Here is a 22740-nt window from a genome sequence, read left to right as displayed (position 1 = left end):
TAGGTAAATTTGGGGATAATCTAATCAGTCTGCCACCGTAAAAAGGCACAGTAGTATTCATGAAATCATCTTTCCGAAACAGCGGTTGGGTAGTGTCCGTCGCGTTTCTGTTCTTACTGACTGGCTGTCGTGAGAAGCCCCTTTTCGAGCGGCTCGATTCGTCGGATACCGGCATCACCTTCGCGAATACCATCACCGATAGCGATACGCTTAACATTCTCAATTACCAGTACATCTACAACGGTGGCGGTGTGGGTGTCGGCGATTTTAACGGCGACCAGAAACCGGATGTTTTCTTCGCCGGAAATCAGGTGCCAAACCGGTTGTATATCAATGAGACCGAAACGGGCGGAAGTCTCCATTTTAAGGATGTCACGCAGGTCGCTGGTGTCGGCGGCAATGGCCGCTGGTGCTCGGGCGTGTCTGTGGTGGATGTGAATGCCGATGGAAAGATGGATGTATACGTCTCCACAACCCTCCACAAAAAAGCCGCCAACCGGACCAATCTGCTCTACGTCAACCAGGGGAATGATGGCGATGGCGCGCCAAAATTCCGGGAAATGGCTGCCGAGTACGGCATTGCGGATACTACGTTTTCGACCCACTCGGCCTTTTTCGATTACGACAACGACGGCGACCTGGACCTGTTCGTACTGGTCGACCAGATTGACGACCCCAAAAACCCAACTAACTTACGGGCACGTGTCAACGACGGCACATCACCCAACGTCGACCGGCTTTACCGGAATGATTTCGACTCGACCCGTGGACATGCCTATTTTACCGATGTGACACTAAAGGCTGGTCTACTGGCCGAAGGCTTCGGGTTAGGAGTAAATATCTGCGATATAAACCGCGACGGCTGGAAGGATATTTACGTTACCAACGACTTCGCCAGCAGCGATGTGCTTTACGTCAATAACCATGACGGGACGTTTACCAACCGCGCACATGAGTCGTTCAAGCATACCAGCTCATCGGCCATGGGAAATGATGTAGCGGATATTAATGGCGATGGTCTGGCCGATATTGTTGTAATGGACATGCTGCCCGAAGATAACCTTCGCAAGAAGAGCCTGATGGGCCCCAGCAGCTATTATGCCTATCAGGAATGGGACCGGCTGGGCTACGAACACCAGTACGCCCGCAATACACTCCAACTAAATCAGGGGGTACGGCCATCCGGGGTACGGCCATCCGGGGTACGGCCTTCCGGGGTACGGCCTTCCGATACGGCAAACGCAAACATGCCAATTTTCAGCGAAGTAAGTATGCTGTCTGGCGTGGCCGAAACGGAATGGAGCTGGTCTCCGTTACTGGCTGATTTTGACCAGGATGGCTACCGGGATTTGCTGGTAACAAACGGCTTCCCCCGCGATATTACCGACCGCGACTTTACGAATTATTATAGTTCGGTGAATAGCTATCTGACCGATGCGCTTCGGAAAGAGTTGACCGAGAAAATGCCGAGAGTAAAGGTCAGCGATTATGCCTATCGCAACCGGGGCGACGCCACGTTTGAAAATGTAACCGAACTCTGGGGCATGAGTGAGCCGAACTTTGCCAATGGAGCCGCTTATGCCGATTTCGACGGCGATGGCGACCTCGATTATGTCGTCAGTAATATCGATGATGAGGCTTTCGTTTATCGAAATACGCTGGCCGATAAAAAGACGGAACAGGCGCATTTTCTTCGGATTCAATTCAAAGGCGATGGCGCTAACCCGATGGGCCTGGGTGCTATGGTCGAATACGAGCTGTCTGATGGCCGAAAGGAATTTTACGAACATACGCCCTATCGGGGTTTCCTGTCGAGTGTCGACCCTATTGCCCACTTTGGCCTTGGCAAGAACACGACAATCAAGAATCTGAAAGTTACCTGGCCCGGCGGTCGGGTACAGATTTTGCCGAGCGTCAACGCCGACCAGACGATCATTCTCAAAGCGGCCGATGCCAAACCCGGCGAAACCAACGAAACGATTTCGGCACCTAAAACGCTGGTGCAGGACATTACGGCTGATTTAGGGCTTACCTATAGGCACGAAGAAAACGACATTATTGATTTCAACGGGCAAAAAACCCTGTTGCATAAACTCACCGAGTATGGTCCGGCGCTGGCTGTGGGTGACATAAACGGCGATGGCCTGGCCGATCTGGTTGTTGGGGGAAGCTCCAAATATTCGACAGAGTTGCTGCTGCAGCAGCCGTCGGGCCGCTTCGTTCTGAAACCAATGCCAGCCAAATTATCGGAAGATGCCGGGCTGCTGCTCTTTGATGCCGATGCCGATGGTGATCTTGATCTTTACATTGCCAGTGGAAGTCCCGAATTTACGGCCGAACAAATGAAAGAGACCATGCGTCACCGTCTTTACACGAACGATGGCAAAGGTAATTTCACGCTGGCTCCGGATGCACTGCCCGACTTTCGGGTGAATGGCTCCTGCGTAAAGGCGGCTGATGTTGATAAAGACGGTGATCTTGACTTGTTTGTTGGCGGACGCGTTGAGCCCAACAAATACCCGATGGGCGTTCCGAGTTACCTGTTACGTAACGACAGTCAGAAAGGGCATCCGAAATTCACGGATGCTACCGCTCAGGTAGCGCCAACGCTCACTAAGGCGGGCCTGACCTGCGATGCGCTCTGGACCGATTATGACAATGATGGTTATATTGACCTGATACTGGCCAGCGAATGGGCACCCATTGTCATGCTTCACAATGTGAAGGGTACGTTGCAGCCCCTCGAAAACAGCGGACTCAACGATAAACTTGGCTTCTGGAACTCCATAACCCCCGGCGATTTCGATAACGACGGTGACATTGATTACCTGGTGGGGAATACGGGCCTAAACACCTTACTCCGCGCCAATGCCGAACGGCCGGTACGTATGTATGCGGGTGACTTCGACAACAATGGCTTCTACGATGCGTTTCCGTCGGTTTATTTCAAAAACGCCAAAGGCCAGTACGAGGAGTATCCTTATTTCGGCTGGGACGATATGGTAAAGCAGATGATCGGCATCAAAAAACGATTCGTGAATTACGCCCCGTTTGGCGCAGCCACTATGAGCCAGATTTTGACCGAAGAGGAACGTGCTCAGGCGCTGAAACTAACGGCAAACTACATGCAGAGCAGTTATGTCGAGAACAAAGGAAACGGCAAGTTTGAGGTAAGACCATTACCCGTCATGGCGCAAATGGCCCCACTCTTCGGTATGTTGGCGCAGGATATTGACGGCGATGGAAATCTGGATGCGGTGCTGGTCGGTAATGAACACGGCAGCGATCTGGTAGCCGGACGCATGGATGCCTTTAACGGTCTTATTCTGAAAGGTGACGGCAAGGGTGGATTTAAGCCACTGACCATTGCCCAGTCTGGCTTCTATGCACCGGGTAACGCCAAAGCACTCGTTAGCCTGCCCGATGCGCAGGGGCATCCGCTCCTGGCCGTTACCGAAAACAGAGGTCCATTGCGTCTATTTGCCGTGCAACAGCCGCAAACGTTCACCCCGGTTGATGCGGCTACCACAGCGGTTACAGTGCGGTTGAAAAACGGGAAAGTTCGTCGGCAGGAAGTTCCGTTTGGCACCTCCTTTTACGGGCAGTCAGCGCGGGGTGTGTGGCTGCTGCCGGGCGAGCAGCTCGTTAAAAAATAAACCACTTGTCTGGGCCAAGCTCCAGCTTGGCCTTAGTTCTCCATTCTGGTATACAAGGCCAAGCTGGAGCTTGGCTCAGACAAGTATGAAACCAATCTTGCTCCTTTTTTCGCTAACGGTCATTGCCTGTTCGCCTGCCCGGCGAATGAGCCGTGAGTTACGGAGTAACCCAACCTATACCGATCATTTTACGGGGGTGGCCCTGTATGACCCCAGTCAGAAACGGGCGTTGATTCAGCATAATGCGGATAAACCGTTTACGCCCGCGTCGAATACCAAACTTTTCAGCTTTTATGCGGGTCTGCTCTCGCTGCACGACTCATTACCCGCCCTTCGGTACATCATCCGGAACGATTCAGTAATTTTCTGGGGAACGGGCAACCCGTTACTCCTGCACCCCGATTTGCCGGACACCATGGCCCTGGCTTTTCTAAGGAGTCGGCCAGAGCGGCTTTTTTTCTCACCGGCTAACTACACCGGACCCCGTTTCGGGCCAGGCTGGGCCTGGGACGATTATAACGACGATTACTCGGCCGAACTAGCTCCGCTTCCTATTTACGGTAACGTGGTTCGGTTTGCTTCCGGGAAAACTAGCCCCGCCCGGTTCACCGACAGTACCCGCATGGTGGCCGATGCGCCGAGTGGCGTGCATCGAAGTGAATTTGAAAACCAGTTTGTGCGTCCGGCCAATGACAACGTCAAACGGCAGGATGTGCCCTTTCGATGGTCGGGCGAATTGGCCGCTCAGTTGCTGGCCGATACGCTCCATCGGGCGGTGGGCGTTGTGAACATGCCCATAGAAGCGGACGCTCGGCTGTTGCGGGGTTCGCCGACCGATTCGCTCTACAAACGGATGCTTTACGTGAGCGATAATCAATTTGCGGAGCAAGTTCTGTTCATGGCCTCCGCCGAACACAGCACGGGTCCACTCAATCCAATGGCTGAGTTGCACCGAGCCACCGACAGTCTTCAGCATACGACCATGTTCAAGGGTTCAGCCCGCTGGGTCGATGGTTCGGGTTTGTCACGATATAACCTCTTTACGCCCAATGTGCTGATCGACTTACTTGGTCGGATTTATGCCAGAGTACCGCAACAGCGGTTATTTGCTCTATTGCCAGCCGCCGGGCAGTCGGGAACGCTAAAAAGCCTTGATATGAGTGGTAAACCCTACGTATTCGCTAAGTCCGGTTCAATGACCGGCGTGTATAACTTAAGCGGTTATGTACTGACAAAGCGGAACAGGCTGCTTTATTTCAGCATCATGCATAACAACTTTTCCCAGACTGTCAGCGAAATGCGCCGTCGAACGGCCGAACTGCTCAAGGAAATCCACGAGCGGTTTTGACTAGTAATTAGTTGAAAGCGGTGATTAGAGTAGTTGTTCTTCGCACATTTTGCTAAGAATAAGCCTAATTCGTCTCTTTCTTCTTTTCCAGTTCCATCGAATACGCTTTTTGGTCGTACTTCATGACGGCACCGGTGGCCACGTCGATGCCCCAGCCCAGAATACCGAACAGATTCAGGACGCTTACGGCGTTAAATTCTTTGGTTAGATCGAACGTACGCGGGTGGTAGCCATCGAGGGCCATAGTTACCGTTCGGGCTGCAATACTGCGCGTTACGGGTACATCGACGGGTGTGCGCCCAACGTCGAGACCCTGAATCTGAACTTTAGCGCCCGACGGCTGGCTCTCGAAGTGAATGGTGTCTTTTGTACCGGTAAAAATAGTAGCACAGCTTTGCAGACTGAGTAAGCTGATGGCTGCTGTAACAATGAAAAGGTGCTTTAGCGTAGAACTAGGGTTCATAATGTATTTATTAAGATTAGTTTTTACAAATAAACCAGCAAAATATTTACATACAAACATGTTATAGTTATTTTTTTATGAACAAATACACTGGGTAGCTTACCGCAATAAAGCCGAGTGCATACATACTGCTGGAAAAATCGCCGATAACCACGCCAAACAGAAAAGCCAGCGAGGCAAGGAGCAGTGTCCAGGTTGAAAAGGGGTACCCCCAGGCATGGACGGGCCGGGCTAGTTCCGGTTCGGTCTGGCGCAGGCGAATCAGGGCCGCAAAAGCCGATGCGTAACAGAGTACAAAAAAGAAGGTGGCAATATCCGAGAGTTTGCTGTAGGTGTTGGTCAGAATCATCAGGATCGATGCACCCGCTGTCAGCAGCGTAGCGTTTAATGGAGTACCGCCCGAATTGACCTGGGTTACGAATCGAAAAAAGAGTCCGTCGCGGCCCATCGCGAAAATAACGCGGGGGTTAAACATGATCTGGGCGTTGATGATCCCCATAATGGAAATCATCAGCAGAAACGTAACAACCTGCGCACTACCCGGCCCGAACAGCACCTGCACGGCATCGGCTGCTGGTAGTTTAGTGCCCGCCAGCGCTGAAACAGGCAACACATAAAGCAGGGCCAGGTTCACCAGCACGTAAATGCCGATAATCAGCAACACCCCGCTAATCATGGAGCGGGGCAGGTTCCGGCTGGGATCAACGTCTTCTTCGGTGAAATAAGCCGCTGTGTGCCAGCCATCGTAGGTATAAAAAACCGCCTGCAAAGCTGCCAGCACACCCAGCCAAACGCCCCCTTCGGCCAGTGGTCGGATAATTTCGGAAGTGGAAGCTACCGGCTGGTCGGGTTTAACAACGAAGCAAACGACAACAAACACCAGCAGACCCACGCCCTTCAGTACGCTCATGACTTCCTGTGCCCGGCTCGCCAGCCGTACGCCAATCGAGTGAAACGCCACAAAAGCAGCCAGAATACTGATGGCAATAATTTTCTGATAGTCAACCATAGAAGGGGCCATCAGGCTGATGTATTCGCTCATAACGGCCGCCCCGAAGGCCATAGCCGACACGCTGCCGAGCCAGCTGCTGATACCAATTATAAAGCCCGCGTAATTGCCAAATGCCCGCCGGGCATACACATACCAGCCACCGGCTTTAGGCAGCATGGTCCCCAGTTCCATAACCGAGAGCGACCCCGCCAGTGCATACACACCAACAATCAGCCAGACGGCAATGATCAAAACCGGGTTGCCAATGTCCTGGGCAATCGGACCGGGCTTCCGCAAAATGCCGGTGCCAATAGTGCCGCCAATCGTAACGGCCACGCCGAAACCGACGCCTAATAATTTTTTAAGTTGATTTTGGGCCATAGTCGGGCAGTAAGGGCAACGTTTCGGACTGGGGTATTTCACAATGATAGCGAAAAAAACGGCCTATGTGCGATTCTAATGGCTGCTGCACCACTCAGCGTTGCCGTTTTTTGTAAGTTTGGTTTTTGGTTCTGTAATGCCGACCGTCGAACCGCCACTACATGAAATCTCTACTGATGCATCCGTACATACTGGTTTTTGTAGGCGGTGGGGCTGGGAGTCTCCTCCGATACGCTACTGGCAGGCTCATTCCGGCTACGCTCCTGGGTACGTCTTTTCCCATACCGATTCTGATCGTTAATGTAGTGGCCAGTTTTGTACTGGGTGCGGTGATGGGGTGGGTGCTGAGCCGGGCTGCAGGCGACGACCTGCGGCTGTTGCTAGGAGTCGGCTTTTGTGGAGGACTCAGCACGTTCTCCAGTTTCAGTAACGATACCGTCGCACTCCTGCAAAGTAACCGGCCGGTAGCCGCACTGATTAATATAAGTCTTAATGTAACCCTATGTTTACTGGCTTCGGTTGGCGGGCTATGGCTTGGACAAAAAACAGCATGAAGCTACCCCTCTTTCTCCCTCTATTTCTAATGATTTCAACGCATTCGCTCGCCCAGGAAGAAGCCCGTCGGCTGCACGACGCCCACGATACATACAAAGAAAAGGCCTTCACTCACCGGCGGTTCAAACATGCCGATATACTTCCCGTTCTGCAGGCGCTTGGCCAACCGCTGTCAGTTAGCCAGGTAGGCGAGTCGCTGGAGAAGCGGGCCATTTATCAGGTGAAGGCCGGCACGGGCACAACAAAGGTATTGCTCTGGAGTCAGATGCACGGCGATGAAGCTACGGCCACCATGGCACTATTTGACATATTTAATTTCCTTCAGGCCAAAAATGACGGCTTCGACGCCTTTCGGCAGACCATTCTGGACAAAACGAGTCTGCATTTTGTACCTATGCTAAACCCCGACGGGGCCGAGCGTTTCCAGCGCCGGACGGCTACGGACATTGATATGAACCGCGACGCCCTGCGGCTGCAAACGCCGGAAGGGGCTTTGCTGAAACAGATGCAGCAAACGCTCAAGCCACTTGTCGGTTTTAACCTGCACGATCAGAATCCCCGCTACAGCGTCGGCAAAACCGGCAAGCAGGCAGTGGTGTCGTTTCTGGCCACGGCCTACGACGAGGATCGGAATATCAACGATGTACGCCAGCGGTCTATGCAGCTCATTACGGGCATGAACCGCGTTTTACAGCAGTTTATACCGGGGCAGGTGGCGCGTTACGACGATGAGTTTGAGCCTAGGGCGTTCGGGGATAACATCCAGAAATGGGGCACAACGCTGATCTTGATCGAATCGGGCGGGTTTAAAGGTGACTCGGAAAAGATGACGATTCGGCGGCTTAATTTCGTCGCTATCCTATCGGCGCTTAAGTCCATTGCTGATGGGTCGTATCGGCAGGAAGGCATCGCCGAGTATCAGGCTATTCCCGAAAATGGTCGTGCGCTGTTCGACGTGCTCATTCGTAACGCGACGGTCGTGCGCGACGGAAAAAACGTATTAGTTGACGTGGGTATCAACTATAGTGAAGTCAACGACAAGGATGCCAGATCGTTTCAGTACAAGAGCAGCATCGACGACCTTGGCGATTTGTCGACCTTTTATGGACTGGATGAAATCGACGCCACTGGCCTGACGCTCGTTCCGGCGAAAACGTATTCGGATGTGCTCAACTCGGCTGCCGATCTGGATAAAATCGACTTACCTGCCCTTCGGCGCGATGGGACTGTGCTGTTCAGGATAAAACAGGCTGACGGAGCGGGGCAGCCTAAGCAAGCGGTGCATCTGTTGCATGAAGGAGATGCTCCGGCGCAACCGCTCCAACTGGAGCAGATTCCGACTTTTCTATTGATGAAGGGAAAGCAAATCCAATACATCTTCGTCAATGGGTTCTGGCAACAAAAACGCGAAGGAATCAGCAGCCCACAAAATGGAGTAGTTGACTAAGCTGGGGTCATATATAATGTTAGCGTAATCGTGCCATAATATTCGTATAACACGGAGCGGTTACCTTTACTGCATTGATAGCCGTCCAAAAGCGGTAAGTAAAATTCTTATATTGGTGTCGCCGGAAAGGCCAGCGCGTTGCGCTGGCTTTTTTCTTTTTCCGGCGCGGGTAAATCCATCTTGGAACACAAACAAGCCATTGTGCTTCATTGATAAACCTAATTTTAGGCTAGTCCGGGAAACCTCAAATTAGTGACGATATAAATTCTATATAAATAATAGGTTAAATAACAGGCCCTTGTAGTGTAATTATTATTCTTACTAATATATTTACCGCTACTTAAGGTATATATAAAGAATATAATTAAAACCGTACTGTACTTCTTTACAAAGAATGAAAACTAACTACGTAGTTCCTGAAAACGAATTTCAACGACTCGTTGATCTGGCTGATCTTGATCTGGATTATTCCGGGCTTAAAGACAAATTTAAAGACCTCACCAGGCTGGCTGCCAAAGTAACTGGGACGGAAATCTCCCTGATCAATCTCATAGATTCTTATACGCAGTGGACAGTTACCAATCATGGGCTGGATCTGGATTCCATGCCTCGTGAAAACTCCGTTTGCCAGTATACCATTCTGGAGCCCGACAGTTTTGAAGTCAAAGACTTACGGCTCGACAGCCGTTTTTCAGAGCAATTTTATGTAGCCGACGATCCTCATTTACGGTATTACTTTGGTATTCCCTTAAAATCGAGCAACGGGCACCACCTTGGCGCGCTCTGCGTACTCGATACAAACATAAAGGAGCTTGATCCGGAGAAAGTCGAACTGCTACGAATAATAGCGGCTGAGGTCGTTAGCCGACTGAACGCAATTCGGGAAATTCAGTATTTAAAGCGGCAGGCATCTGAGCTTAACGAATCCCGAAAACGAGCAGCGCACGACATTCGGGGCCCTTTAGGCGGCATTATCAGCATGGCTCAACTCGTTACCAACGGGGGAGACAGTTTTAAACTCAAAGAGATACTGGATTTTATTCAGATGATTCAAATGAGCAGTAAATCACTGCTCGAACTGGCAGATGAAATTCTGGTCAACGATGATAAGTGGAAGCACGAAAACGAAACATCTCATAAAATAGAGGTCTTCCATCAGGCAAAATTAAAAGCCGGTCTGGAAAAGTTGTATGGGCCGCAGGCACTCGCCAAAGGAATTCACTTCTCCGTCTCGACAGAGGCTTCAACAGAGTTAATTCCCTTTTCACGGAATAAAGTTGTACAGATTGTGGGGAATCTGATTTCCAATGCCATCAAGTTTACGCCGGAAGATGGGTCGGTACAGATCAATACCGGATTGAAACTTGAAGGCTCACACAACGTTCTTAGTCTCACTGTTCAGGATTCGGGTGTTGGTATGACGAGCGAAAAATTAACCGAAATACTCAACGGGCAGGGCCGTTCGAGCAATGGAACTGCCGGAGAGGCTGGTTATGGCTTTGGACTTCCTCTGGTCAAACATCTTGTGGATACACTGAACGGGCAGATCACGGTTACTTCGACCCCTGGTGCCGGCACTTGTTTTGAGGTAAGCCTGATACAACGAAAATCAAGTTGAAAGGCTGAACTGTTGAGCGGGTAAAATTTACGTTTGGCCTACTACGTTCTGTTAAGTCAATATTAAGACACCGGGTTGGCCGGGTAAAGACTCAATGTGTCTTTGCTCGGCCAATTTTCTATCTAAGCAGTTGACTCTTAAACGGTTATTGCGCTTTGGTCCTTTTGACTTTACAGCCAAAAATAATCACGTATATAGACTAAAAGTGGAACGTCTTATTGTTGCAGGCTTTTATGGGTCAAAATTAAAATAAATGAAAAACAGTTTTTTCAAAATTATGTATGGAGGATATAGGGCTGCCTTTATGGAAAAGTACTTAATTATGCTTTGGGCATAAGTTTGGTTATCAATTGGTTGTGTTATTAACAAGCTCCCAAAAGTTAATATTCGTGTAATATTGAGGTAATACTAGGCGGGTAGTTTTGCAGCGCTTAAAAGCGATACCAAAACTAAAAATGAACCGCAATCTATTACTTGTACTTTTCTCCCTACTATCTACAGCTGTATTTGCCCAGACGGGTACAGTTCAGGGAACCGTTAAAGACGGAAAAACAAAAGAATCTCTTATAGGCTGTACCGTCCGCGTAGACGGCACCCAGATTGGGGGGACTACCGACATTGAAGGGCACTTTAATCTGGCCAACGTTCCAGCTGGTACACATAAGATCGTTATTTCGTACGTCTCCTACAAAACCCGGGAGATTCCTAATGTTCGGGTCGAGTCGGGAAATACTACCGCTATTGATACAGAACTGGATGAAGAAGGAACCTCTCTTCAGGAAGTGGTTGTCCGGGCCAATAAGGCGACTAACACCGAAATTGCCGTTATCACCGAAATTAAGCAGTTAAAGCCCATTGCCGTTGGTATTTCGGCGCAGCAGATCCAGAAATCGCAGGATCGTGATGCCGCAGCGGCCATTCGTCGGGTGCCGGGCGTTAGTATCGTCGACAATCGCTTCGTCCTGATTCGTGGATTAGCGGCCCGTTATAATTCGGTACTGATCAACGATGTCATTACGCCTTCTACCGAAGTCGATACCCGTTCGTTCTCTTTTGATCTGGTGCCCAGCAACATCATCGACCGGATGATCGTCTATAAATCAGGATCGGCTGATCTGCCCGGTGATTTTGCCGGTGGTATTGTCAAAATATATACAAAGCGCCGTCCCGACCAGAACTTCATGGATGCCGGGTTAACCCTCGGCTACCGGGGTAACACCACCTTCCAGACTGTACAATCACAAACCCGTTCCGGCTTAAACGCACTAGGCCTTTGGGATGCCAGCCAGCAGATTCCAACCAGCTTCCCGGCCCGATCGGCTGATTTCAACGCGCTGAACCCCTTACAGCGGGCAGCTTATGCCAGACTGTTGCCGAATACCTGGGCGTTGAAAGACCTGAACTTATCGCCTGATATTCGCTTTGCCCTGAACCTGGGCCGCCGATTCGACATAGGCGATGTACGGGTGAGCAATCTGACGAGTATTAACTATTCGATGACGAATCAGTTTTCGAATATCGATCTTAAGCTGTACGATAACGGAACCATTGCCAACGCCATTACCCAACAGTATAACGACGCCAACTACGCTCGCCAGACCCGCCTTGGAATTCTTCATAACTGGTCGGCCCGGTTCTCGCCCGGCTTTACGCTGGAATGGAAAACGTTATTTAATCAGTTGAGTACCACCGAAACTGTTGTTCGTACAGGTGCGCAGGTGGCCGAAGGATATGACGTTCGTAGCTTTTCGGAACGTTTTGAAAACCGGAGCATTCTGACAACGCAACTGGCGGGTGAACATAACATTAGCCCGCTTACCAAAATCAATTGGGTGGGTAGCTTTGGCTACACCGGTCGCTGGGAGCCAGACTGGAAACGGGCTCGCTACCTGCGCCCAACCGGTACAACCGGCACTGATGGCCAACCTGCACCATTCCTGATTGCTACGCCAAACGACCCTACGCCAACCGAAGTGGGCCGGTTCAATTCTAAATTACACGAATATGTAATTTCGGCCATTGCCAACGGTGAGCATACCTTTGGTAATCCCACAGACCGTGAGCCAAATAAAATCCGGTTCGGCGTTTATGCCGAACAGAAGAACCGCGACTATGCCGCCCATTTCTACGGTTACCAGGCCGTTGGTAGTGCATCGGCCGCTAAACAACGCGATATCGCTACTGCATTTGCACCAGAAAATGTAACGGGTTCGGAAGGAAGCTTCTCCATGCTGGATGGTACCCGCGACCGCGATGCTTACAAAGGCATGAACACCTATTTGGCCGGTTATGTAAGTGGTGATATATATTTCGGACCAAGAGCAAACCTGACGCTGGGTTTCCGGGGTGAGTACAACGACCAGGGTATCACATCCAAACTGAATGGTGTGGACACCCGACTAGTAACTAACAAAATTTTCAGCCCGCTGCCATCGGTCAACTTTACGTACAAACTGAGCGACCGTACAAACCTTCGCTTTGCTTACTCCTCGTCGGTAAACCGGCCAGAGTTCCGGGAACTGGCCCCGTTCAATTACTACGACTTCAACCTGCTTGCTGATATTCAGGGTAACACGACCCTCACGACGGCGAAGATTCAGAACCTCGATGCCAAATGGGAGTTTTATCCAAGTCCCAACGAACTGGTTTCGGTGACGGGTTTCTACAAACACTTCACAAACCCGATTGAATCGTATCTGTTGTTCCAGGGTAATGGCCTCGCTTATACGTTCACCAATGCCCAGTCGGCGCAGAATTATGGCGTAGAACTGGAGTTCCGTAAAGGTTTCCAGAATTCGGCCAGTGCGTTCCTGCAAAACCTGTCGGTAGTAGGTAACGTATCGCTCATCAAGAGCCAGGTGAATGTGGGCGATATCGTAACGGCCCCCGACCTGAGCGGCACCATTCAGCAGTACGACATTCGGAATATTGCCGATACCAAACGGGCACTCGCCGGGCAGTCGCCTTACCTCATCAACGCGGGTGTTTATTATGCCGCACCCAATTCAGGCTGGCAGTGGAACGTATTATACAACGTTTTCGGTCAGCGGATCTTCACGGTGGGCAACAGCCAGAACCCAACGGTTTACGAAATGCCCCGGAATGTGATCGACCTTAACCTGACCAAACAATTCAATAAAAAACTCGAATTGCGATTCGGTGTGCAAGATCTTCTGAACCAGTATGTACGGTTCGCGCAGGATTTTAACCGGGACGGCAAAATCGGGAGTGATGTAACCTCTCAAACGGCGGGTGCCGATCAGATGCTTCGCAAGTTCAAGCGGGGGAGCTACTACACCGTCAGTGCCATCTATACGTTTGGCCGCCGGACGGTTATTCCTTAGTCTGAATACGAATACAACCTAGATAATACCTGATTAACAAAACACAATGTCTATGCACGTTTCTCAATTACGCCGTCGAACCTCCGTGTTAGTGGCGTTGGTACTTGGCCTGTTTGTGGTGGTGATGTCCTGTAAAAATGAGGATACACCGGCTCCGGTTCTCAGCATTACAAGTTTCTCGCCCTCGTCGGCACCGGTTGGTTCAACCGTTGTGATCACCGGTACAGCCTTCAATGCGACTCCCGCCAGCAATACCGTTACGTTTGGTGGTGTTCCGGCTACGGTAACGGGGGCTTCGACAAGTTCCTTAACCGTTGTTGTACCCGCCGGTGCCGGTACGCCCATCGCTGTTACATCGGGTGGAGCCACGGTAACCAGTACAACGGCGTTTCAATTGGGAAATAAGCCTGTCGTGGAAGTATCGGGCGATATTACGACCGATACCCGATGGACGGCGGGTAACATATACTACATGCGGGGATTTGTACAGGTAAAAGCACCGGCTACCCTCACCATTGAACCCGGCACAATCATCAAGGGTGGTGGTAAGGATGTTGACCCTGCGGGGAAACAGCAGGGGGCAACGCTGATTATTCTGCCCGGCGCCAAGATCAACGCGGTTGGTACGGCCAGTGCGCCCATCGTATTTACCTCCAGTAAAGCGGCTGGCTCGCGTAATTATGGTGACTGGGGTGGTGTTGTGATCTTCGGAAAAGCGCCGGTCAACCAACCCAGTGCAACGGGTTTTGAGGGCGGGCTGCCCGGTACCGTTGGTTCTTACTCTGATGTGGCCGATAACTCGGGTGTAATGCAATATGTGCGTATTGAGTTTGGCGGTATTGCGCTGCTGGCCAACAGTGAAATCAATGGACTGTCGTTATACGGCGTAGGCAATGGCACCACACTGGATCATATTCAGGTGTCGTACAGCGGTGACGATTCGTACGAATGGTTCGGTGGTACGGTGAATGCCAAATACCTGATTGCCTTCCGGGGCTGGGATGACGATTGGGATACGGATTGGGGCTGGTCAGGTAAAGTACAGTATGGTCTTGCCCTCCGCGATCCCGAAGTCGCCGACCAATCGGCATCGAACGGCTTTGAGTCGGACAACTTTAACCCTGGCTTACCCGCTACGGGAGCTAATGCCGGTTTACCGTTGACAGCCGGGGTGTTTGCCAACATGAGCAACTTTGCCTTTAGCGGTGCACCGTCGAACGCACCGTCGTCGAAAGGCAGTGGCGCGTATCAGTCGGCCATGCACCTCCGCCGGAATACCTCGCTTAGTATCTTCAATTCGTTGATGGTGGGTTATCCGGAAGGACTTCGTCTGGATGCGCCAACGGGTACAACCGGCACGCTGGATAATGCAACCAGTGGTGCATTACAGCTGCGCGGTATCGTGCTGGCCAACATGACTACGCCGGTGCGAGGTGCCGGAGCCATCACGAATGATCAGGCTTTGGCCTTCTTCAACACAGCAGCTTTTAAAAATCAGGTCATTCCAAGCACAGGTGTAGCGGCCTTGTTACTTAACCCAGCCAGCTTCAACCTGACGGCTCCCAACTTCCTGCCACAAGCTGGTTCGCCCCTGTTAACGGGTGCTGTTTGGGATGGCAAAGGAGCCGATGCCTTCTTCACGAAAGAAACGTTTATAGGAGCGTTCGGAACAAGTGACTGGACCAAAGGCTGGGCCAACTTCGATCCGCAGAATGCCAATTATGATAAGTAAATAAATAAGTTAATAATTTTTATATTGGTGTCGCAATAAAAAGCCGGAGCTTTGCTCTGGCTTTTTTTAATGTAGAGTGTACCGTATAATATAATTATTAAAATAAATTACATGGATTAAAAGGCCTATAATCAGCTGTTAATAAAAATAAATGTTACTTATAGTATCCTTATAAGTCTAATACCCAACTAAATCCATGAACTTTTAGGCCGCTTTACCATGTTTGGCAATAGATTTAATCAAACGTTACGGAAGAGTAGTTGATGGGACAAAACGCTACTATTTTCTTTTGTATAATATCGTTGACTTTTTGACTGATAATTAAGGACTTATTAATTTGCATAATTGTTCTGGTCAAAAGCCAGTTCGGGAAATGAACATAAGTCATTTCCACAACCCAATAATCACCGTAACAATGATTTCTAAGAAAGCGAAGTATGCCATCAAAGCCCTCAAGGTTTTGACTGAAGAGTACGGCAAAGGCCCCGTACTAATCTCCTACATTTCTGCGAAGGAGAACATCCCTAAAAAGTTTTTAGAGGCTATTCTTCTTGAATTGCGAAACCACGGAATCCTGCAGAGCCAAAAGGGAAAAGGTGGTGGTTATTTGCTTCGTGTAGACCCGGGTCGGGTAAATCTGGCGCAGGTACTACGGGTTATTGATGGCCCGATTGCGCCAACCCCCTGCGTGTCGTTTAATTTCTACGTCAAATGCGACGACTGTAACGACGAAGTGACCTGTGCGCTCCGACCCATCATGGAACGTGTTCGGGATGCGAACTTAGGGGTTTATGAGAATACGACCCTGCTGTCGTTTCAAAACCTGGGGTTAATTGAAACAAAAGAAGTGGCTATCGGCGCTGAACTAGCCGAAGCACCCGTCAACCGGATGTCGGCATAAGCTCGACAACGTGATACGTGGTAAGTAGTAAGCCTCTGGTAAAACAGACCCTTATTACCTACCACGTATTACTTTACACCTTATCAACCAGAAGTTTATAACTTATTGGTGTCAAGGTTTATTCCAACTACGAAGGCTGGTGCTCTTTCCGTAACAGGTCGTTCACCGTTTTGACTGGATTGAACGTAATGAGCGGCACTTCAACGAAAATCGTGTTCCAGTCGGCCATCGCGCCGTTCCACAGGCCCGGCAACTCCTGCGCCTTCAGGTCTTTCCCGTCTTTCGATTTGGCCGTAATGAATCCCGTAAGGGGGTCGCGGTAGGCGGGGAGGTCATATTTTTTTCCAGCGGAATCTTTCAAACCACACACCAGATCAACAGGGTTGAAGTGCGTTGCTTCGTCGAAAATAGCTTTCTGCCCGGCGTCGGTTAAATCAATCTGGGCCGATTCAACCACTTGCAGCGATACAGACCCATCCTGATTTTTCGCCCAGAAAGGTCCGCCACCCGGCTCGCCAACGTTTTTAACCATGCCACAAGCCCGAACCGGTCGGTCTAATTTCCGGCGCAGGTAATCTAGCTGCTCTGCTCTCGACAGCTCGCTGTACCCGGCTGGCGGTAACGTATACAGGCTACGTTGCAGAAACTCATCGGCTTCGGCCAGGTAGCCATCACTCACCTCGTCGGCGTTCAATAAGCTCTGCAAACGGGCAATCTGCTGCTGGGCATCGAGTAACACTGCCGCCAGTACTTTTTTGTAAGTAATGGTTGGCTCCTTAATTTCATCGGGCACTACATTGTCGATGTTTTTGATGAAGACGATGTCGGCGTCGATGTCATTCAGGTTTTCGATCAGTGCGCCGTGACCCGCCGGGCGGAATAACAACGAGCCATCCCCGTTGCGGAACGGTGAGTTGTCCGTATTAACCGAAATGGTATCGGTCGATTTCTTTTGTTCCGAGAAGCTGATGTCGAATGTCACGCCAAGCCAGGCTTCGTAATCGACTTTTTGCTCTTCGATCAGTTGCTCAAACCGGCTGCGGTGTTCGGGCGAAACGGTAAAGTGGATTTTCACCAGGCCATCGGAGTTGGCATAGGCCGCGCCTTCAACCAGATGTTCTTCTACGGGTGTCCGGGCACCATCGGCATAGTTATGAAACTTCAACAGGCCCTTCGGCAGGCTGCCATAGTCAAGCCCTTCGTCGGTTAGTATGAATTTCAGGACGGTTGTCCGATCATTCTCAGTAACGGCTTTATCCAAATCCTGCCCTTGAGCCGCCATAGCCGCTTTCAGATCTTCATAAAAGGCAAAATCCGTCAGGCGGGCAAACACCTCATCGACCGATTTGTCGAACTTGCCATCCAGTGCTGCGAACAGCGATTTAAACATCCGGGTTGCTGCACCCGATGCCGGAACAAATTTCACCAGCGTACGCTCGTGAGCCGCTTCGTCAAATCGGTGAATATAAGTGGGCAACTGGTTCTCGTCGATACGAATGATGCCATCGCCTATGGTTGCGGCCTTGATGACATGGAGGTAAGGAAAGCCGTGAACGAAGTAATTTATCTGCTGATCAATCTGGTCGAGTGAAACACCCTGAACCAATATCTGGTCCTGATCCTGCTCTGTGAACTGCATAGGGTTAACGGTAATAATTGCGTTTAGAACGGGGAGCAAATTGGGGAATTACCGAATGGTACGCAAATCAAATTAATGCAACGGTGGCGTAACTAAATAAGATTCTGATGACCTGCTATCTTTGTTGCTCTTACTCATTAAGCAAGACGTCCATGAAACTAATCGCTTTTGATGCCGACGATACCCTGTGGGTTAATGAACCAAATTATGTGGATGTGAAAGAAAAGCTGTGCGAAATGCTCTCGCATCATGTTGATGAAGAGACGCTTTCGACACGGTTTTATGACGCTCAAATTCGAAACCTGACTGTATTTGGTTACGGAGCCAAGAGCTTTATGCTCTCTATGATTGAAACGGCCATCGAACTCACCAACGGGGCTATTACAGGGTCGGAGATTCAGCAGATCATCGACACCGGACGGAAGTTACTGGATTGCCCAATCGAACTGCTGGACGGGGTGGCCGAGGTGCTGGAAACGTTGTCCAAACATTTTGATCTGATGGTGCTGACCAAAGGCGATCTGTTTGATCAGGAGAGTAAGATTGCCCGCTCGGGCTTGGGGCATTATTTTAAGCATGTCGAAATTGTAAGCGAGAAAAACGAACAGACCTATCAGCGGATCTTGCAGAAATACAACGTCCAGCCTGCTGATTTTCTGATGATTGGAAACTCTCTGAAATCGGACATCTTGCCGGTGGTTCATATTGGGGCGCGGGCCATCCATATTCCGTACGCAACGGTGTGGGCGCATGAGCAGGTGGCCGACGAACAACTGGTCGGGAAGTCATTTACGACGCTGAATAATGCGAGGGTAATGCGAGGGAATTGCTGGAATTACTCGAAACAGTTAAAGACGCAGCGTAAACGAATCGGCATCGAGATTGGCCGGAAATTTGGCTCGGAAAGCGCGTAATTCGTCCAGCGAAAGCGTTTGCTGGTGAACCGTTTCAACGTCTGTTTCCCTGAATAGTACTTCACCTTTGAAGTCGATAACGGCCGAGTCACCGCTGTATGGATGCCCATTTCCGTCCTGCCCGACCCGGTTGACGCCGACAACATAACTTAGGTTTTCGATGGCACGGGCTTGCAGAAGCGTGTTCCAGGGGTTTCGGCGGGCGGCTGGCCAGTTGGCTACATACAGCAACAGGTCGTAGTTGAAGTCAGTAGATGGGCTAAAGTCCGTCGGTACGGGGACATTGCGGCTCCATACGGGAAAACGTAGGTCGTAGCAGATAAGCGGGCAGATACGCCAGCCTTTCCATTCTTTCACAATTCGTTGGGCACCGGCTTTGTAAACGGTGTCTTCGCCCGCCATCCGAAACAGGTGGCGTTTGTCGTAGGTATCGAACTGCCCATCGGGCTGCATCCAGATGAGCCGGTTGAAGAAACTACCATTCTCTTTAACTACGTAGCTGCCGGTCACTACTGCCCCCGTTTGGGCGGCCATCTGCTTCATCCATCGAAACGTCGTCAGATTCATGGGTTCGGCTACCGCGCGGGCCTCCATCGTGAATCCTGTCGTGAACATTTCGGGCAGCACAATTAAATCCGTTGGTTCATATAAGTTAAAGATACGCTCCTCCAGCATGGCGCGGTTCGCCACCGGGTCGTGCCAGTACAGGTTGGTTTGGAGGAGGGTAATGTTCATGCGGGTCGATTGGTGAAGTAAGTAAACATGGTGGAGTAAGTGCGGTTATATTAGAAGGCTTTTCTCACTAAACCACTACACTCATTCCACGAATTACCTTCACTTGGGGAATTTCATCTTATACTCCGCGTCTGTTTTTCCTTTCGAAATATCGGACAACTTTTTCTTAATGAGCGTCCGGCGAAGGGAGGGAAGGTAGTCGGTAAACAGCTTGCCGTCGAGGTGATCGTATTCATGCTGGATAATCCGGGCGGCCATGCCATCGTATTCTTCTTCGTGCTCGTTCCAGTCGACATCGAAGTAGCGGATCACGATAATTTCGGGGCGGAACACTTCGCCCCGAATACCGGGTATGCTCAGGCAACCTTCTTCGAAGCCCCAATCGTCGCCGGCTTCTTCAATGATTTCCGGGTTGATAAACACCTTCTTAAAGCCAACCAGGCTTTGGTCGATGTCTTCTTCCGGCTCATCTTCGTTCAGCGGCTCACCATCGACCACAAACATCCGTACACTCTGCCCGATTTGCGGAGCAGCCAGGCCGATGCCCGATGCCGCATACATCGTTTCGAACATGTTTTGACTCAACGTTTTGACGTCGAGGCTACCGGGTTCAATATCTTTGGCCCGCTTCCGCAATACCGGGTCGCCGTAGGCAATAATTGGGAGAATCATAATCTTTTATGAACAATGAATAATGTAAAATGGCTAAGGGACAATGTCTGCTAATCATTATCCATTTTACATTATTCATTATCGTTTGCTTTCCATATATGACTGGAGAATGATGGCGGCACTGACTTTGTCAATGTTACCTTTCTCTCGTCTGTCTTTTTTTGTGCTACCGCCCGCAATCATCGCCTGTAGTGCCATGACGGAGGTAAACCGTTCGTCATGCCAATAAACTGGAATATCGGGGAATGCGTTCTGCAAATGCGTTACAAACTTCCTGACCCGTGGGGTGTTATCGGTATCTTCACCGTCCAGCCCTTTAGGGAGACCGACAATAAATGCTTCGACCGGCTCTCGAACAAGGTAGGCCTTCAGAAATTTCAGCACTTCGTGAGAAGGGACCGTTTCCAGCGCCGACGCAATGAGTTGCAAGGGATCCGTAACGGCTATACCGGTACGCTTCATTCCGTAATCAATCGCCAGGAGTCGTGCCATTCTGTCGGCAAAGGTACGAAGGACGTTGGCAAGGGGCAAGCTCTGACTCCCTCCATGCGGCTACATCCTGCCAGGTATCGAGGTCGATAGCGGCCAGAGGAAACGGAATCTCGGCGCAGTCGTTGGCGTACATCCGGATGAGTTTGCGGGCACCCACATCGCCGGTCAGGCGCATAAACTCCGACTGATAGCGGATATCAAACAGCGCGGGAACACCGAGGTGCCCTGACTCGCCGTAGCGGCAGGCAACAATGCCGCGTCCTGTTTCCTGATGGGCGGTAATAAGTTGCTGTAACAACTCCGTCGTGATGTAGGGCTGATCGGTCAGAACAACGAGAAACGCGTCGAGCGGTTCATCTGATAGGGTGGTAAGGCCAACCTGAAGGGATGAAGCCATTCCTTCAGCCCAGTTGGGGTTAATCGGATAGTAAAGGGGCAAGTTGCTGATTTCCGATTGAATACGCTCCGAATTGGCACCCAGTACAGCAACGACCGGGCCCGACTGAAGTGACACAACGGCTTCGGCAATGCGCCGAACCAGGGTTGTCCCGTTAGCCGTTAGCAGCTGTTTCGGCTCGCCACCCAATCGGGAAGACGAACCGGCTGCCAAAATAATGGTTGCAATGCGCATGCTTAGACGGTCTCGGAGTCAAGGCCTATCCCGTTCGTATGCCGGTGGTGGTCGGCGGAGTTTCCGGAAAGTCGTTCGTGGATCGGGCCGGGTTTATTTTTCAGGAAGCCAGCAGCCCCTCTGGTGAAAAAGGCTTTGATTTCGGCCATAATAGACAGGGCGATTTCGTCGGGCGTTTCGGCACCCAGGTCCAGGCCAATAGGTGCATGAACCCGACCAAGTGAGGCTTCACTGAATTCCAGACCGTCTTTTCTGAACTCCTCCTGCATTTTGTCGAACCGTTTACGTGGCCCCAGCATACCAATGTAGGGAACATCGGTGGCGAGGAGCTTTTCAAGCACCGCCCGGTCGTAGTTGAAGTTGTGCGACATGAGCACGGCGGCCGTTCGGTTGGTTATCGCCAGCCGATCGATCACTACTTCACGGTCGGCGTACAGCACGCAGGTAGCCACCGGAAACCGTTTAGGTGAGAGGTGCGCAATGCAGTCGTCGGTAACGGTAACCTGCCAGCCGAGTTCGCGGGCCAGCTTGGCCACCGGAATAACGTCGTAACCTGCTCCGAAAATAACCAGCTCGATACCGGGGTCGATACGCTCGATGAACACTTCGGCATTTCCCGATAGTACCGGATACGTACGCGTCAGCGGCTTGCCCGTCTCAAACACCGTACGCATGTCGTCGTGCAGCCAGCCGGGGATCGACTCCGCGTTTTCTTCGGTAAGGGTAAAGCGGTTGCCGGGTGCAAGGCCCGTAAAGTCGTTGCTTTTAAGCACAGTTGCCAGCGCTCGTACATCGCGCTTCTGCGTAAATTCTTTCAGTAAGGCTACAGGATTCTGATCACTATTGGGTGTAATGGGTTCAATCAGTACATCAATAATGCCGTTGCAGCCCAGGCCAATGCCAAAGCTGTTAGCTCCGTCGTCCATTGTATCGTAGGTAACCACAATTGGCTGCCCGTCGAGCATTACCTGCCGGGCTTTGCGCAAGGCATCCCCTTCCAGGCAGCCCCCGCTGATGGCCCCTTCCCAGCGTCCGTCGTCTGTAATGAGCATACGCGCGCCCGGACGCCGATACGATGACCCTTCCACCCAAACAACGGTGGCCAAAGCGGCTTTTCGGTGCGAAAAATCGATTTGCTCAAATACCTCGACAATACGACTGATCTCTTTCATAGTTTCTGGGTATATGTTTCGGCTCCTCAGAAGGAGCCGAAACATATAA

General features: G+C 50.8%; 17 protein-coding genes. 9 read left to right on the top strand and 8 right to left on the bottom strand.

What is annotated here, in order from left to right; genetic code table 11:
* Positions 1-59: 59 nt before the first annotated feature.
* Entirely contained in the window at positions 60-3656 is a 3597-nt protein-coding gene (locus tag NT073_RS01875; protein ID WP_297367938.1) for an FG-GAP-like repeat-containing protein, read from the top strand.
* Positions 3657-3741: 85 nt separating this feature from the next.
* Positions 3742-5004 carry a D-alanyl-D-alanine carboxypeptidase gene (locus NT073_RS01870; RefSeq protein ID WP_297367931.1) on the top strand — a complete coding sequence of 421 codons (1263 nt, stop codon included), beginning with the start codon at positions 3742-3744 and terminating at the stop codon, positions 5002-5004.
* Between the two features lie 64 nt (positions 5005-5068).
* On the opposite strand, the gene NT073_RS01865 is transcribed toward NT073_RS01870, so the two are convergent.
* Together NT073_RS01865 and NT073_RS01860 are read right to left on the bottom strand one after the other, a co-directional pair.
* The gene (locus NT073_RS01865; RefSeq protein ID WP_297367928.1) at positions 5069-5467 is read right to left on the bottom strand and encodes a PEGA domain-containing protein; all 399 of its coding nucleotides are present in this window, start codon (positions 5465-5467) and stop codon (positions 5069-5071) included.
* Positions 5468-5534: 67 nt separating this feature from the next.
* On the bottom strand, positions 5535-6839 hold the full coding sequence (locus NT073_RS01860) for an APC family permease (RefSeq protein WP_297367925.1): 1305 nt from the start codon (positions 6837-6839) through the stop codon (positions 5535-5537).
* 161 nt (positions 6840-7000) lie between these two features.
* Here NT073_RS01860 and crcB point away from each other — a divergent pair, with 161 nt between their 5' ends.
* The 6 genes from crcB to NT073_RS01830 all read left to right on the top strand — a co-directional run bounded on the left by crcB (position 7001) and on the right by NT073_RS01830 (position 16436).
* Positions 7001-7393 (top strand): fluoride efflux transporter CrcB, encoded by a 393-nt coding sequence (gene crcB, locus NT073_RS01855; protein ID WP_297367922.1) that lies wholly within the window; start codon positions 7001-7003, stop codon positions 7391-7393.
* A 29-nt stretch (positions 7394-7422) separates the two neighbouring features.
* Positions 7423-8841 carry a M14 family zinc carboxypeptidase gene (locus tag NT073_RS01850; protein ID WP_297367920.1) on the top strand — a complete coding sequence of 473 codons (1419 nt, stop codon included), beginning with the start codon at positions 7423-7425 and terminating at the stop codon, positions 8839-8841.
* A 394-nt stretch (positions 8842-9235) separates the two neighbouring features.
* Positions 9236-10459, top strand: a complete 1224-nt coding sequence (locus NT073_RS01845) for a GAF domain-containing sensor histidine kinase (RefSeq protein ID WP_297367917.1) — start codon at positions 9236-9238, stop codon at positions 10457-10459.
* Between the two features lie 455 nt (positions 10460-10914).
* Positions 10915-13803 (top strand): TonB-dependent receptor, encoded by a 2889-nt coding sequence (locus tag NT073_RS01840; protein WP_297367913.1) that lies wholly within the window; start codon positions 10915-10917, stop codon positions 13801-13803.
* Positions 13804-13855: 52 nt separating this feature from the next.
* Complete coding sequence (locus NT073_RS01835; RefSeq protein WP_297367911.1) at positions 13856-15535, top strand: IPT/TIG domain-containing protein; 1680 nt, start codon at positions 13856-13858, stop codon at positions 15533-15535.
* 415 nt (positions 15536-15950) lie between these two features.
* Entirely contained in the window at positions 15951-16436 is a 486-nt protein-coding gene (locus NT073_RS01830; protein WP_297367908.1) for an Rrf2 family transcriptional regulator, read from the top strand.
* Positions 16437-16563: 127 nt separating this feature from the next.
* On the opposite strand, the gene NT073_RS01825 is transcribed toward NT073_RS01830, so the two are convergent.
* Positions 16564-18075, bottom strand: coding sequence for a DUF4301 family protein (locus NT073_RS01825; protein WP_297367906.1), 1512 nt, complete (start codon positions 18073-18075; stop codon positions 16564-16566).
* A 152-nt stretch (positions 18076-18227) separates the two neighbouring features.
* Here NT073_RS01825 and NT073_RS01820 point away from each other — a divergent pair, with 152 nt between their 5' ends.
* Positions 18228-18989, top strand: coding sequence for an HAD family hydrolase (locus tag NT073_RS01820; protein WP_297367901.1), 762 nt, complete (start codon positions 18228-18230; stop codon positions 18987-18989).
* On the opposite strand, the gene NT073_RS01815 is transcribed toward NT073_RS01820, so the two are convergent.
* The 5 genes from NT073_RS01815 to NT073_RS01795 form a co-directional block, all read right to left on the bottom strand.
* Positions 18924-19724, bottom strand: coding sequence for an amidohydrolase (locus NT073_RS01815; RefSeq protein ID WP_297367893.1), 801 nt, complete (start codon positions 19722-19724; stop codon positions 18924-18926). The two genes, NT073_RS01820 and NT073_RS01815, sit on opposite strands and share 66 nt — an antisense overlap.
* 99 nt (positions 19725-19823) lie before the next feature.
* Complete coding sequence (gene def / locus NT073_RS01810) at positions 19824-20396, bottom strand: peptide deformylase (RefSeq protein WP_012929894.1); 573 nt, start codon at positions 20394-20396, stop codon at positions 19824-19826.
* 78 nt (positions 20397-20474) lie between these two features.
* Entirely contained in the window at positions 20475-20888 is a 414-nt protein-coding gene (ruvX, locus tag NT073_RS01805) for a Holliday junction resolvase RuvX (protein ID WP_297367885.1), read from the bottom strand.
* Positions 20866-21519, bottom strand: coding sequence for a nucleotidyltransferase family protein (locus tag NT073_RS01800; RefSeq protein WP_297367882.1), 654 nt, complete (start codon positions 21517-21519; stop codon positions 20866-20868). Before NT073_RS01800 ends, ruvX begins: the two co-directional genes overlap by 23 nt.
* A gap of 2 nt (positions 21520-21521) precedes the next feature.
* On the bottom strand, positions 21522-22691 hold the full coding sequence (locus tag NT073_RS01795) for an XdhC/CoxI family protein (protein WP_297367880.1): 1170 nt from the start codon (positions 22689-22691) through the stop codon (positions 21522-21524).
* Between the last annotated feature and the right edge of the window lie 49 nt (positions 22692-22740).

Source organism: Spirosoma sp., from assembly GCF_026391055.1.
In the GTDB taxonomy this organism is placed as follows: Bacteria; Bacteroidota; Bacteroidia; order Cytophagales; family Spirosomataceae; genus Spirosoma.
This window is presented reverse-complemented; position numbering and strand designations above follow the sequence as displayed.